At 39.7% G+C, this 14,601-nt stretch carries 12 protein-coding genes and 1 pseudogene; 5 read left to right on the top strand and 8 right to left on the bottom strand.

Going from position 1 to position 14,601, the window contains the following annotated elements; all coding sequences use genetic code 11:
• Positions 1-161: 161 nt before the first annotated feature.
• Together ENH88_RS01725 and ENH88_RS01720 are read left to right on the top strand one after the other, a co-directional pair.
• Positions 162-2,189 (top strand): PAS domain-containing hybrid sensor histidine kinase/response regulator, encoded by a 2,028-nt coding sequence (locus ENH88_RS01725; protein WP_304178815.1) that lies wholly within the window; start codon positions 162-164, stop codon positions 2,187-2,189.
• Between the two features lie 319 nt (positions 2,190-2,508).
• Entirely contained in the window at positions 2,509-3,372 is an 864-nt protein-coding gene (locus ENH88_RS01720; RefSeq protein WP_304178813.1) for a diguanylate cyclase domain-containing protein, read from the top strand.
• Between the two features lie 79 nt (positions 3,373-3,451).
• Here the strand turns inward: ENH88_RS01720 and ENH88_RS01715 are convergent, their stop codons facing one another.
• The 3 genes from ENH88_RS01715 to ENH88_RS01705 all read right to left on the bottom strand — a co-directional run bounded on the left by ENH88_RS01715 (position 3,452) and on the right by ENH88_RS01705 (position 6,314).
• Entirely contained in the window at positions 3,452-4,315 is an 864-nt protein-coding gene (locus tag ENH88_RS01715) for an EamA family transporter (RefSeq protein WP_304178811.1), read from the bottom strand.
• Between the two features lie 131 nt (positions 4,316-4,446).
• A complete protein-coding gene (locus tag ENH88_RS01710) occupies positions 4,447-6,021 on the bottom strand; it encodes a PepSY-associated TM helix domain-containing protein (RefSeq protein WP_304178808.1) in 1,575 nt (524 codons plus the stop codon).
• Positions 6,018-6,314 (bottom strand): hypothetical protein, encoded by a 297-nt coding sequence (locus ENH88_RS01705; protein WP_304178806.1) that lies wholly within the window; start codon positions 6,312-6,314, stop codon positions 6,018-6,020. The genes ENH88_RS01710 and ENH88_RS01705 overlap by 4 nt, the downstream gene beginning before the upstream one ends.
• Positions 6,315-6,688: 374 nt before the next feature.
• Here ENH88_RS01705 and ENH88_RS01700 point away from each other — a divergent pair, with 374 nt between their 5' ends.
• Positions 6,689-8,749: a TonB-dependent receptor gene (locus tag ENH88_RS01700; protein ID WP_304178889.1), complete on the top strand. Its 2,061-nt coding sequence runs from the start codon at positions 6,689-6,691 to the stop codon at positions 8,747-8,749.
• 61 nt (positions 8,750-8,810) lie between these two features.
• On the opposite strand, the gene ENH88_RS01695 is transcribed toward ENH88_RS01700, so the two are convergent.
• The 5 genes from ENH88_RS01695 to ENH88_RS01675 form a co-directional block, all read right to left on the bottom strand.
• Entirely contained in the window at positions 8,811-10,487 is a 1,677-nt protein-coding gene (locus ENH88_RS01695) for a methyl-accepting chemotaxis protein (RefSeq protein ID WP_304178805.1), read from the bottom strand.
• Positions 10,488-10,700: 213 nt separating this feature from the next.
• On the bottom strand, positions 10,701-11,690 hold the full coding sequence (locus ENH88_RS01690; RefSeq protein ID WP_304178803.1) for a Gfo/Idh/MocA family protein: 990 nt from the start codon (positions 11,688-11,690) through the stop codon (positions 10,701-10,703).
• Between the two features lie 2 nt (positions 11,691-11,692).
• Complete coding sequence (locus tag ENH88_RS01685) at positions 11,693-12,490, bottom strand: class I SAM-dependent methyltransferase (RefSeq protein WP_304178801.1); 798 nt, start codon at positions 12,488-12,490, stop codon at positions 11,693-11,695.
• Positions 12,490-12,861 carry a hypothetical protein gene (locus tag ENH88_RS01680; RefSeq protein ID WP_304178800.1) on the bottom strand — a complete coding sequence of 124 codons (372 nt, stop codon included), beginning with the start codon at positions 12,859-12,861 and terminating at the stop codon, positions 12,490-12,492. Before ENH88_RS01680 ends, ENH88_RS01685 begins: the two co-directional genes overlap by 1 nt.
• Positions 12,862-12,918: 57 nt before the next feature.
• Positions 12,919-13,338 carry a DUF3429 domain-containing protein gene (locus tag ENH88_RS01675; RefSeq protein ID WP_304178799.1) on the bottom strand — a complete coding sequence of 140 codons (420 nt, stop codon included), beginning with the start codon at positions 13,336-13,338 and terminating at the stop codon, positions 12,919-12,921.
• A gap of 224 nt (positions 13,339-13,562) precedes the next feature.
• Here ENH88_RS01675 and ahpC point away from each other — a divergent pair, with 224 nt between their 5' ends.
• On the top strand, positions 13,563-14,132 hold the full coding sequence (gene ahpC, locus ENH88_RS01670; RefSeq protein ID WP_304178796.1) for an alkyl hydroperoxide reductase subunit C: 570 nt from the start codon (positions 13,563-13,565) through the stop codon (positions 14,130-14,132).
• Between the two features lie 129 nt (positions 14,133-14,261).
• Positions 14,262-14,601, top strand: a pseudogene (locus tag ENH88_RS01665) (alkyl hydroperoxide reductase subunit F); the annotation flags it as partial.

Genomic DNA, 14,601 nt, shown 5'->3' with positions numbered 1-14,601 from the left:
CTGCTAACAATGGACGACGGTGTAAAATCAATGCAGTACGGCAAATTTACCGTAGAGTATTAAGTCGTTATAGATTAAAGTAAGCAATGGGCTAAAGCGTAGATTGAATGAATGGCATGATGCTTTGCTTTAGCAAAATTAAATTGCACGGGGAGTTGCATTTGAATTTTCTCAGAAGCTTTCACGATATCGTATCTGATCAACAACAAAGTTTTGATGAGAAAATAGCGAGTTTGTTAAAGTTTGGACTCAACGTTTTTAGCTTAGACATTGCTATAATTAGTGAAATAATCAATAACCAATATATAGTACGCTACGTTATTACCCCTGACAATTCGTTAGCTGTGGGCACGATATTTGATTTAGCGGGCACTTATTGCGTGCATACCTTAGCCGCAAGTAAGGCACTGGCTTTTCATCAAGCCTCAACAAGTCGCATCGCACATCACCCGTGTTATGTAAATTTTCAACTCGAATCCTACATTGGTGCGCCTATTAAAGTCGGTAAAGATATATATGGTACCGTCAATTTTTCATCCCCTAGCTCCTCCACCCCGTTTTCACAGCAAGCACATGACTATGTTGAATTATTTGCCCAGTGGTTAGGTTCTGAATTTGCAAGGAAAAGCGCTAATGAACAACTTTTAAAAAACAACAACACATTAGTAAAGTTAGAAAGCATTGCAAATATTGGTTCCTGGGAAGTTGATTTATTGACCAGTAAAGTTACTTGGAGCGAACAAACCAAGCGGATCTATCAAGTTGACGACTCATTTATTCCTGATTTAGCGTCTGCGATTAGTTTTTTTAAAGAAGGTGACAGCCGAGAAAGTATCACCAAGGCGGTTGAATCAGGTATGCAAACGGGTGAAAAATGGCATTTAGATTTAGAGCTAGTCACAGCTCAAAAGCAAACCATTTGGGTCAGTGCATTTGGTGAAAGCGAGTTTGTTGATGGTTCGTGTGTTCGCTTGTTTGGTACCTTACAAGATGTAACCGAATCAGTTTTGTTGCGTGAAGAACTAAAAAGTAAACAAGCACAAGCTGAGAGGATGCTAGAAGATAGGAGTATGTTGCTTACAAAAATTAGCCACGAACTACGCACGCCGTTAAATGGCATCACCGGCATGTTAACAACCTTACTTGGTGAGCACAATGAAGCAAAAAGAACTGAAAAGCTAAAAGTTGCATTACGCAGCGCAGATATTTTATTAAGCATTATTAATGAAGTACTCGATTTTTCAAAAATAAATCATGGTGAATTAAAACTCGAACCCAATCACTTTTTACTAAAAACAATTTTTATTGATTTAGCCTCTTTATATATTCCACTCTTTAAGGCTAATAATATTGATTTTAAAACTCAGATCACAATAGCGGATGACTGCTGGGCGTATTGTGATAATACGCGTTTGAGTCAAATAGCCGCAAATTTATTAAGCAACGCTTTAAAGTTTACTGATGCAGGAGAGGTTAATTTTAAGGTAAACGTTGCGCAGCTTAATAGTCAATTAGCATTGCAACTTGAAGTTAGCGACACCGGCAGAGGAATGACAAAGCCATTTCTTGGTTCATTATTTTCACCTTTTACACAAGAGGTTGATGCCAAAAGCAGTAAAGGGGGCACAGGATTAGGTTTAGCGATAGTAAAAGAACTGATCGATCACATGGGGGGAACAATTACAGTCAACAGTACTTTTCAGCAGGGCACTACATTTGTCGTTGCTATCCCATTGGCAATCGGCGCAGTGCAAGTTGAGATGAAGCAACGCTCAGAGGTCACTGTGGATGCGAGTCATTTATCGGTATTGGTTGTTGATGATAATCAAATAAATAGGTTTGTGCTTGAGGCGTCGTTAGAAAAGTTACAGATAAAAGCCGATTTTGCAGTAGATGGTGAAGACGCCATTTTAAAATGTAAGCAAAGCAAGTACGATCTTATTTTTATGGACTGCGTGATGCCGCAACTTGATGGACTTGAAGCCACTAAAATCCTCCGTTCACAAAATATTTGCAGCCACAACGATACCTTAATTGTTGCCTTAACAGCAAACACTTCGGCCACAGATAAAGTGGCCTGTAAAGAAGCTGGCATGGACATGTTTATTTCAAAACCATTTAAATTACATTCAATTGAAGAGGCGGTTGTTAATGCGGTTGGAAAGAGCCAGATTAAAGAAATAAGCTAGTTTATTGCAGATATCACGCTTTTCAAGCTATGTTTGGCGACGGCGTGTTAAGCATTAGAGCATAATAAAAGTAGTTTACTGGCAGATAAACATAACGTGGCCTGATATTTGTATGTATTTTTAATGTGCTATTTGATAAAACACACTATGATTAGTTTTATTATCGCAATATATTATTATTTCTTTATAGATCTCAACAACAATGAATCGTATCCTAAGATACGTTATACACTATTACGCAATGATTAGTTACTTAAGTGATGCGTACTGTAAATAAATAATGAAGTCTGCAATTTTACTGCTTGAGGCATGGGGTTGAATGAAAAATACTGGGTTGGTTTGTCTCACTGATGTACTAGAACTGATGCTTGACGCTGTTTGTGTGGTTGACAAACAAGGGATGTTTGTGTTTGTGAGCGCGGCTTTTAAAGACATTTTTGGTTACGAGCCTGCTGAAGTCATTGGTAAACCAATGCTCGACTTTGTTTATAAAGAAGATATTGAGATCACGCTTGACGCAGTAAATACGTTATTATCTGGGGGCTCTAAACCGCGCTTTGAAAATCGTTGGGTGAGAAAAGACGGGCGAGTGGTGCATATATTATGGTCTGTCCGCTGGTCTGATTCACATCAGTTCAGAATTGCTGTTGCTCATGATATCACCGAGCGCAAAAAATTTGAAAAGCAATTACAACATATGGTGGGACATGATCAGCTAACGGGGCTACCTAATCGTATGTTGTTACTTGACCGTATTCAATCAACATTAACGAAAGCTGACCGACAGCAGGTTGAATTATCGCTACTATTTATAGATTTTGATGGTTTTAAAGAAGTTAATGATTCATATGGGCATCAATGTGGTGATCGATTATTGCAAGCCATTGCAGCTCGGCTGCAAGGGTGTATTCGAAGTTCTGATACTGTTGGGCGTTTAGGTGGCGACGAGTTTTTAGTTTTACTGCACGGAATTAGCTTACGCTCAGACGTACATAAAACAGCTGAAAAAATCCGCAGAGAGTGCGAGCAAGCTTTTGTGATAGATGAACATACATTGCAGCTTTCAGTCAGTATAGGTATCGCCAGTTATCCTGAAATGGGCGAGAATGAACAACAACTTATTCAACATGCAGATCAAGCAATGTATGTTGCAAAAAATGCTGGGGGTAATTGTATTGTCTAAACACGTTACTCCCCTTTGGTTAATATAAATTAACATTTAGTTTTATAAATAATATTTTCTCTGCGTCTTTTTTGGTTTGTTAGTTGCTGTCTTTACTTGTAGACATTGAACTGCCAACCGATGCAATGATCACTAATAAAATCGCCAGCCACTGCCAAATACTCAGCAACTCAGCTAAAATTATAAATCCAGCAAGTGCCGCAATAGCGGGCTCTAAGCTCATCATAATACTAAAACCTTGCGCTGGCATATTACGCAGTGCAACCATTTCCAGCGTGTAAGGTAGGGCACTTGACATAATCGCAACTAACAAGCCTAAAGGGATCACTTCCCAGCTTAGTAGTGCACTACCTTGAGAAATAGCACCATAAGGAACTAATATAAGTGCCGCCACACTCATACCAAGCGCCACGGTCATTCCGCCAGAGCTTTGATTCCCCGTTTTTTTGCCAAATAAGATATAGCCCGCCCAGCAAGCACCAGCACCCAGTGCCAGAATCACGCCCAGTAGATCGAGACTCTCTTCACCTTTCATATCCGGGAGTAACATTACGATCCCCGATATAGCACAAGCGACCCAGAATAAATCTCGCTTTCGTCGCGATGATAACAGTGCCACCGCTAACGGGCCGGTAAATTCAAGGGCGACCGCAATCCCTAATGGAATACGCGCAATGGCGTAGTAAAAAAAAATGTTCATACCGCCTAAGCATAAGCCATAAACAATAATTGGCATGCGTTGACCCAGTGGCGGAAAAGCGCGCCAAGGTTTAAACACTAAGCACAATATCGTTGCTGAAAAACCTAAACGAAGTGCGGTTGTCCCTTCAGGGCCAATTAATGGAAATAGTTGCTTAGCAATTGAAGCGCCTGACTGAATAGTCACCATGGCAAGTAATACACATATAACAGCAATGAAAAAAGGAGAAATAACTCGAGACATAACGTATAAAAAATGAAAAAGGAAATTATCTGCAGAGTGTACAGATTAATGTAACAATTTAATATATTTGCGATAAATAGCAGCCATTAAGTGATGCAGGCTCACGTATTAAACAATGCGTGAGCCTTTATTTACCTTATGAACTCTATTGTTTTGTGATCCAGAATTACTTTATCTTTAATGGGTTTTTGCTTTAAGCGTTTAGCGATAAAGAAAAACATAACTGAGAAAAATGTGGCTATAAAATCAACAGAATAGCTTTCGTAATAGGGTAAAAGATCTAAATTATTCAGACCTTGAATAACACTCGATATGGGTAAACATACGGTTAAAATCGATAACGTTATTAAGCCAGTATAGCTTGCTTTATTAGCGCCTAGTGTAAAGCAGTAGGCTAAGGAAATAAAAAAAACAACATAATAACACTGCATATAATGGTGATTAATGTTACCTATCAGTATGTTACCCCATTTTGCTAACAATAATACGGCAACAACAGCGAGCATGGATCCTAAACACACGCCAATCGTTAACTTTGCCATAATATGTGTGCTGGTTTTATTTGCATCTTTTTTCATTCGTTTGTCTATCCATAATAAGTTGCCTGAATAAAAAAGCAATGCGCCGAATAGTCCCATTATAAAGTAAGCCCAGCGACCCCACTCACCGCCATATGTTCCAAAATGCAGTGAAAAGAGACTCGCGACAAAATTGCCCCAGAAGCTTTCTTCACCCTGTGGGTAAGTTGATCCGCTGATCTCTAAAGTATACGGGTTCATAAATAAATAATCCGTATCAGGTCCACGTACCACTGCAGAATCATTACTCATTTTAAATACAGCGGAAGGGGACGCTAAATTCAATCGACTGTAGCTAATATGTATTGGCTCATAGCCTGTAGCATAGCCCTTAGCCGCTAGTATTTGTGTATCAATACGTTTCAGTTCGCTGATGTTATAAGCGTGTGTTGCGGTTGGGGGACGCTCAAATAGTGGTTTGTCACCATAAAACGGGGCCAAACCATCATAAATTAAGTCGTGAAAAGCAAATACAATAACAGTAAACGCAATGATCAAATGAAAGGGCAAACTCGCAACGCCGATAAGGTTATGGCTATCTAACCAAAAGCGACTCGGGCCTTTTTCTTTTCGCAGCGCAAAAAATGTTTTTACCAGTGTTGGTAAAAGGATAATTACACCGGACACCAAGGCTAAAAAATACAGTCCTGCAGCAATACCAAGAATGTAAACGCCAGATTGGTCGTGACCAATTTCACCAATAAAGCCTGCGGTACGGTGTAGGTAATCGATTAAATCAGCAAGTTTATGTTCTGTTTGATCAGCAATTATCAGCTTTTGATCTTCATCAAGATATGCTGTTTGCTGTTGATTATCTAGGTGCATGCCACGAGCTTGACCTTGTGTATACCACGACAGTGGCGCAGCTGTTGTTAAAAGGTCGAGTTCAAAACCTTTTGCCATTTGCTCAGGATAAACGGTGATGGCTTGGTCGACTAAGCTTTGATAGTTTGTAGTAGTGGGATCGGTAAGTGGTGCAGTAGTTGGCTCTGCCCATTGTTGGATTTCATGTTTAAACATAGTCAAACTACCAGCATAAAAGCCGATGAAAAGTACTAAACCTGCAATGATCCCCGTCCATGTATGCACACCTTGGTAGGTGCGTAAAATATCGGCTCTTACTTTCATAATCCACCCCTTAACAGCAAAAATAAACTATACAAGATAACATTTGCTCCACCGAGTATGAGCCAAGCTTGCCTCGCTGAATTAAATAAATAAGTAAAACTAAAGAGCGTGAGCCATAAAATCGGGATCATCCACATATTAAATTGAACCTTGTCTTGGGCATCAATTCCGCCTGGGCCGTACCAAGCAAAAAAAGCAATCAGAATATAAGCCAGCGCTAAACCCAGCAATGCACCAGCTAAACTTTTACCAAGCCAAGTTGGTTGAATTTTTTGTCTTTGCTCAGATGTCATTTTTTAGCCCCTTCACTTTAATTAAGCTTGCAAATGGCATGACCATTAAAGCGAGCATCAGTATTAAAATAACAAAGAAGCTTGCTGCTAATTTAGACAGTGTAGAAAAAGCAATGATAATTGCGGTTATAAAAAGTATTAGCGCAAGTGTACGCCAGTGTTTAGAAATAGGTTTAGCAAGTAATTTTTGATGGCGATTACTGCAGTAGAGCACAGTTATAGCAATGAGTAAGATAACAATAACGGTAAATTGAGACATAAGAGCAATAATAGTTTATTTTTAATGCCATTCTAAATGATAAGTAAACTCAATTGCAATACTGTAGTTGATATGGTATTTTTCCGCGCAATTTAAAATGTCTCAAAAAAAGGAAATGATTTTGGCAGCTTTATTTAAACGCAATAAGCTTTCACTGCTTATTGCCAGCGCGCTGTTATTTACTCAAGCTCAGGTATTGGCAGATGATGATGAGGGCAATCGCGAATCAATCGATACTATCGTTGTTACGGGTGAAAAAATAGCAAAATCACTGAAAGACACTATTACCTCAGTTGCGGTCGTCGATAAGTCGTTATTAGAAAATGGTCAGCTAGCATCTGTTTCAGAAGCGCTTGCAGAAATGGCGAATGTAGTGGTGTTAACGGGGTCAGTTCCTGATATGCGTGGTGTGTCAGGTAACGGTGGAGCAACAGGGTTTAATTCGTTTAGTGGTGGATCAAAAGCGCGAGTATCAACGTTAGTTGACGGTGTAAGTCAGCCGTTTGTCGCTGATTTAACCGGTGATACTGGTTTGTGGGATATGGAGCAAATAGCAGTGTATCGAGGTCCACAATCAACAAGTAATGGTCGTAATAGCATTGCTGGCGCTGTTTATATGACAACCAAAGCACCGACTCAAGACTTTGAAGGCGCAGTGCGAGTCGGTTACCGCAATCAAGATAGCTACCTTGACACCGCAGCCGTTGTTTCCGGTGCATTAGTTGAAGATGTACTTGCTTTTAGGTTATCGACTCAATATGTTGATGGTGAAACTTACAGTAACCCCACTGTCTATGAAACAAATCCGACTGATCGCGATCTAAATAAATTAAACACCTCAAGCACCCGAGCAAAATTACTTTATACTCCATTTGATGATCTATCAATTCAACTAAATTATTCAAACTACAGTGAAAAAGGAAATTCTGGTCGTCAGTATTATGAAGGTGACAACCCATCTGATTATATACCACTGTTTCAACGTATAATGGATACAGATTCAGATACAACACAAATCGATTTTGAATATAAGATTGATGAGAACTTCTCTGTGGATCTGCTTGTGGCGTATATGGATTACCACTGGGCTTTTGATGCTTATGAGTCACTAGAAAAAGCAGAATCTGATGTTACTATGGATGAAAAAAATATTACTATTGATGGTAAATTAAACTTCGGCCTTAGTAGTGACTTTTATTCAGGCTTTATTGGCTTAGCTTATTTCGATCGAGATCAAGATTTCGACAGTACTGGAGCAACAGATTATTTTGGTGATGATAGCAGTGATTCGATGGCTATTTACTCAGAGGCAAGCTTCAACCTAACAGATAAGTTAATAGTAACAGGTGGCTTGCGGGTTGAACATGAAAGCCAACTTCGTAACTTTAACATGGCATTTAGAGGCGATACCTTAGCTGAACAGCTAGATGATTCTAATACTATTAAATTACCTACCTTAGCTATTCAATACAAAGTTACCGAGGCAACTACTTTATCAGCCAGTGCGCGGCGTGGTTATAATTCCGGCGGTGGTGCACTCGACTTTAATGCTGAAGATTATTATTACTATGATGAAGAAACCGTAAATACCTATGAGGTAGGCACACGTAGTGTATTAAATAACGGTGATATCAACATAAGTGCGAATGTGTTCTACAATAATTTTAATGGCTATCAAGCTTTAAACTCAGCGCGAAGAATAACCAATATTGATGATGCCCACAGTTATGGTTTAGAGCTCGAAGCCTATAGTATGTTGGGTGAACAATGGCAGTTACATGCTGGGCTAGGGCTATTAAAAACTGAAATTGATGTATCTGACAGTTATTCTGAGGCTGTCGGTAACGAACTTAATTCAGCCCCTTCATTTACGGCCAGTTTAGGTTTGTCTCATTGGTTTACTGATAGCTTTAAGATAAATGTCAGTGCAAATTATGTCGATGAGTATTACGGTGATCTTACTAACACTGAAGAGCGCATGGCAGGTGATTACACTATTACTCGCGCTACAATAAGCTATGACACAATGAATTGGTTAATTAGCGCTTATATTAATAATGCCTTTGATGAACAAGGTTATACCAGTGTAGAGCCTGTAAGTGGCAGGTATCCAACTGGCTATGTCTCTGTTGTTAGCCCACAAACATTAGGTGCTTCAGTTACTTATCGTTTTTAGCTACCCTCAAACCTTAGGCTGTTGCTGTATAAGAGCCTGAGGTTTTTAATCCAGAGATCAGTTAACTTAATTTAAACTTACCTATTTGTGTATTTAAATTAACCGCCACTTGGGCAAGCTCACTTGATGAAGATGAGATCTGTGCGGTTTGCGACTGCGATTGCATACTGGCATCTTGAATACCGGTTAAGCGTTCAGCGATATCTTCGGTTACTTGTGCTTGTTGCTCGGATGCAGCTGCAATGGTTCGGTTTGCATCTGAAATTAAGCGCACTTGGGTGCTTATTTCTTTGAGCATTAAGCCCACTTTTTCTGAGTTTGCTACCGCGTCTTTAACCCGAGCATCACTGCTACGGATCCGTTCGGTAACAGCGTTACTTGCAGACTGCAAGCTATTGATTTTTTGTTGTATCTCAACAGTTGAGCTTTGTGTTCTACTCGCTAATGTGCGTACCTCGTCGGCAACCACAGCAAAGCCTCGACCTTGTTCGCCCGCTCGTGCTGCCTCTATTGCAGCATTAAGAGCTAATAGGTTAGTTTGTTCAGCAATATTGCTGATCACATTTAAGATCACCGCTACTTCGTTGACAGACGATTCGAGGTCATTCAAATCATTGATTGACTCGGTTAATATTTCAGCAACCGATTCGACAGAATGAATACTCTGATTAACGACATCGATTCCAGCTTGTGTTTTAGCATCCGCATCTCCTGCATTTTGAGCCGCTTCAGAGCAGTTTTTTGATACTTCTTTGACTGCGGTGGAATTTTCATATACTGAACTTGAGATCACCTCAATTGCTTGACTCTGCTCGTCGTTAAGCAGCTTTGCCTGCTGTGCAATAGAATCTAGCTCGTTGGCAGCAATTTGGGCCTGTTGAGATTGCGAGTTAATTTCTGACAGTAACGTGGATAATTTATCGATCATAATATTAAAACTGGCTGATAACTCAGCAATTTCATCGTTACCAGTGTGAATAATTTTGCGTGTTAAATCACCATCGGCTATACGTTGTGCTTCATTGACTAATAGTGTCGTTGTCTTTATTACACGCTTCTCAAGCTGCAAGTAACATAAAGCTAAAATAGTGATTATAACTAATACCAGCACAATGCTGATCAGACTTAAATTGGCTACGCGGTTATTGTTGCTCTCAACTTCTTGCAAACTACTGTTTTGTATAGCGGTCAAGAAAGCTTGTACTGGGGCTTGGATCTTAGCCACTTCATCCATATAACGTTGATCAGTGAGTAGCGCGATTGCTTGCATCCATTGTTTTGACTCTGACGAGCTCAATAACGAAGGACTCTTACCAACAAAGTTACTTATTAGCTGAAAAGCAAGCTCTTCAGTCTCGACTAGTTTTAAAGAAAGTGCATTTGATTTATTTAGCAGCGCTACTTGTTGTTCATTAACATTAAATTCTTTAAGGCGGTCGAGATAAGATTTCTTACGATCATCTAACCATGGCTCAGTGCCGCCTATTTGTTTCACAAGGTGATAATATTCATTTTTATAACTTGGCTGAAGGGTAACCACATATTGGCGAGCAAGCTCTGTTAATTTAATCGAATTAGATGAAGCAAGATTGGCAAAATGACTGAGTTGATAGCGTTGTTGAGCAGATTGTTGACTATCAGATAATCCTGTTTTTAACAGCAATATGATGATCAGTAGCCCGGCTGCAATTGTGATTGCTAGAGCAAAAACGGTTCTAAGCATTAATCTAATTGTCAAAATTGCCTCTGCTGCTATTTAATAATAATGCTAAATAACTATAGAGTATAATTTCAATTAACTAAAGAATTCATAGGCTTTATTTGCGAACGAGGAAGATTTGGCGATGCATTAAATTAGTGAGTACGTTAAAAGGCTATTGTAAAAGAGGCAACAAAATCGGCAAGCCTCAATAGTTTGAGGCACTATTTGCACGCGAATATATTTTCTGGCTTATAGTCGATCGGCAGGATAAATAACGCCAAGTTGCTGTCTTGCTTTATCAAGTACAGCCATCACACTGATACTTAGTTGATGAGTATTGATCGGTGATTCGAGCTGTCCTGTGTTGGCAATGGCAATAAAATGACTCACTTCGTGACGCATAAAGTGTTCGTCAAATGGCTGTGATAACTCTTCAACAGTGCCATCGTTGGCGATAAACTGCATACGTTTTAACAGCGAAACAGCCTCGATTCTAATACGGCCTTGTTCACCTTGGATCTCGGTAAAGTTATCACCCTGAGATATTTTCGAATAACTGATCACCGCTTGCTTATCACTGTAATTTAGTAACACATCACCGGCCCCATCAACGCCAGTGTCAAGTAATACACCGCTGGCTTGTACACTGTTTGGTGCGCCCCAAAGCGCAATTAAAATATACAACGGATAAATCCCTAAATCGACCAGGGCACCATTGGCAAACTCAGGTAAAAAAGTGTTCGGACGTTCGCCATTTTTGTATTTATCATAGCGGGATGAATATTGACTGTACTGACCAATGTATTTACGAGGAACGCCAATTTTCTCAATTGCTTGGCGTAATACAGAGAAATTTGGTAGATGAGTGGTCATCATCGCTTCCATGTAGAGGCGATTATTGTGCTTTGCTGCGGTTAAAATTGCAGCTAATTCTTGGCTATTCGCGGCAGCCGGTTTTTCACCTAATACGTGTTTTCCTGCATTTAAACACGCTACAGCATAGCTCTTATGCAAACTATTGGGGGCAGCGATATACACCGCATCAACATTCTCATCGGCACACACTTGTTCAATATTGGTAAATATTTTTGCATCACTGATTGCATGTTTAGCTAAAAAAGTTTCGCCACTTTTAGTGGCTCGTGAGCACACGCCATAAAGCGTAAATTCACTGACGGTCTTTGCCGCTGCAAGTAAAGTATCACTAATAAAATTGGTGCCAACGATTACAAAGTTCATAGCTACTCCCGATGATTAAATTGTGCAAGCCAAGCTTGCCAGTCTGCCTCAAAGGCTAACATTTGTTGATGCTTTTTGGCTAATAAGTGTTTTTGTTTATCTTCTTCGCCGTGAAATGGGCCAACACGGCACAGCGCGCAACTGTGATCATCTAAGTACGCTGGCATGGTTAACTTACTTTTTACTTCGGGCGTTGCTTTAGGGCTAAAAACATAACTAATACCACTGGTGTCTTTGACGTGTTTATCGCGGTCAACGTTACGAATTTTATAACCTGGAAATAGGCTAATATCAAATGGCATCTGACCAAGGTAATGTGAGGTTAAACCGTTATTTAAACTGCCTTCAATATTCCACTCGCGATAAGGCTTTACATCTTTAGACGTAATGTAGCAAAGCATAGGTCCATTGCTATCGAGGGCAAAGTCAGTCGCGTATTTAATAAATTGATGCAGTAACGCGCGGTTAAGTGTATTTATACTGACAGTATTTTCACGAAAGGCCGCTTCACCAACAAATGCAGGGATAAGTGGATACTGAAAAACCACCACATCAAATAACTCGCCATTTAAGCGTTGCCACGCTTGTGGATCCGTTACATCAAAACTATTGAGTACCGTTACTTTACTTGCTTCAAGCGCAGTTAATGCGTTATCAGCATATTTTGTGGTAAGCGTGCTTGCATCATCATAGGTAGAAGCGACCAACTTGGTTGGTTTTATATCCGTGAATAAAGCATAAGAAAACGATAAATCACCATCGCCTACCGTGAGGATCCGCCAATTTGGATTTAAATACATTATTCTAGTGGTGTTTTTTTAGAATTATGATCAACTAAACGACAAAAAGCCAAGCGTGTTTTAAGACCTTCAATGGCAATTTGTTTGATGATTAAATTAAAGGTAATGAGTACTGCAAACGCGATGTGGATCGGACCATGGGTAAAGCCCGCGTCGACATCAAAAAGCATTAAGCCAAACAGTAAAAGCAGTACCACTAAGGCAATTTCAAGCCATTGATTGGAATAAAACGATAATCGACCTTCGCTGTTATGATCCTTTTTTATTTGAATCGCACAAAAAAAAGGGATCACTTTAATTTTGAAATGAGCGTTTTTCTCAACATAGTTTTCACCAAGTTGATCAAGCTGTTGGCGTAATTGGTCGATCATAGTTTATCCTCAAAAAGCAGAGCTCGGATGGTACATTAATCCGCTTTAAAGGGCGAGTTAGTTAGGGTATAAACTAATACCAATCACAAAAACATGACAGACGAACACCACTGACGTTAGCACAAAGCGCATTTTTTGATAATCAGCATGGTAGCTCTGCCATTGTGGACTGGTTTTTTCAAATACGAGTACTAGCCAAAAGCTAAGACCCAACCAAGCTAACATCCATTCAGTCGGTAAAAATGATAAGAAGGGGATAGGAATAACCGGTACGACTGCTTTTATTGCGTCACTATAACTTTGTGAACCTGCCCGCCATAAGTTACCTGCCATAAAAGCTAATATTGCGATGCTATAAAAAGTGAAAAATTCTAAGTTTACGCTATTACTTCCTAATAAAAGCGGCCAAGCAACACAGCCTAAAAAGGGCAGTAGCCCTAGATAGCCAAGTTGAATGTGGTTAACAAATTTTTCCATAACAGCTTGCCCTTGTTTGCATATTATAAGCGCCGCTATTGTAGCAGCATTATGAACAACAAAGAAAATACGAATGCCGTAAATAAATAGTTTAATCCTAAAAATAGATTGAACTAATCTAAACAATCAATTTTATTAAATGCTTTAAACACCTTATTGTATTACTCAAGCCAACACAGCAGCCTGTGTTGTTATTACTTTTCAATATACCAATGAGGAATACTATGAGCACTTCATTAATTAACACAAAAATCCAACCTTTTAACGCAACTGCATACCACAATGGTGACTTTGTAGAGCTATCTGAAAAAGATGTACTTGGTAAGTGGTCAATCTTCTTCTTTTACCCAGCAGACTTCACATTTGTATGCCCAACAGAATTAGGTGATGTTGCAGATCACTACGCACAGCTTCAAGAAATGGGCGTAGAAGTTTACTCAGTGTCTACAGACACGCACTTCACTCATAAAGCATGGCACGATACATCAGATACAATCGGTAAAATCACTTACCCAATGATTGGCGACCCAACAGGGCGTATTACACGTAACTTTGGTGTAATGATTGAAGACGAAGGCCTTGCACTGCGTGGTACGTTTGTAATGAACCCTGAGGGCGAAATCAAAATCATTGAAACACATGATTTAGGTATCGGCCGTAGCGCGAAAGAGTTAGTTCGCAAAGTTCAAGCTGCACAATACATTGCAACTCACGATGGTGAAGTATGTCCGGCTTCTTGGCAGCCAGGTGAAGACACACTTGCTCCTTCACTTGACCTAGTTGGCAAGATCTAACTTGCCTGTAGCTAAGCTACATTAAGCGCTGCTTTTAGGCAGCGCTAAAAATTCCCACCATACTACTTTAAGTTTAAGCACATTAACCTGTGTGGTGGGTTACTTTTTGCTGAAAACAAGGGCAGAGCCATGTTAGACAACAACATTAAGAATCAATTAAAAAGTCATTTTGAATCGCTTACTCAACCTGTTGAGCTGCTTATCGCCTTGGATGACAGCAAAAAATCAACAGAATTAGCAAATTTAGCTCACGATCTCGCATCGTTAAGCGATAAATTTACAGTATCGAACAACCCTGATATTGACGCTCGCCGTCCTTCTATGGTTGTTCATTCCACTGAAAAAGATACCCATATCACCTTTGCAGGTGTACCAATGGGACATGAATTCACAAGTTTAGTGTTAGTCTTATTACACAGCGGCGGCCACGCAAGCAAAGCGAAGGCTGAAGACATTGAACAAATACAAT

Source organism: Pseudoalteromonas prydzensis (assembly GCF_011050055.1).
GTDB classification, from domain to species: Bacteria; Pseudomonadota; Gammaproteobacteria; order Enterobacterales; family Alteromonadaceae; genus Pseudoalteromonas; species Pseudoalteromonas prydzensis_A.
Note: the sequence above shows the minus strand (reverse complement) of the source record. Positions and strands in the feature narration are given on the sequence as shown.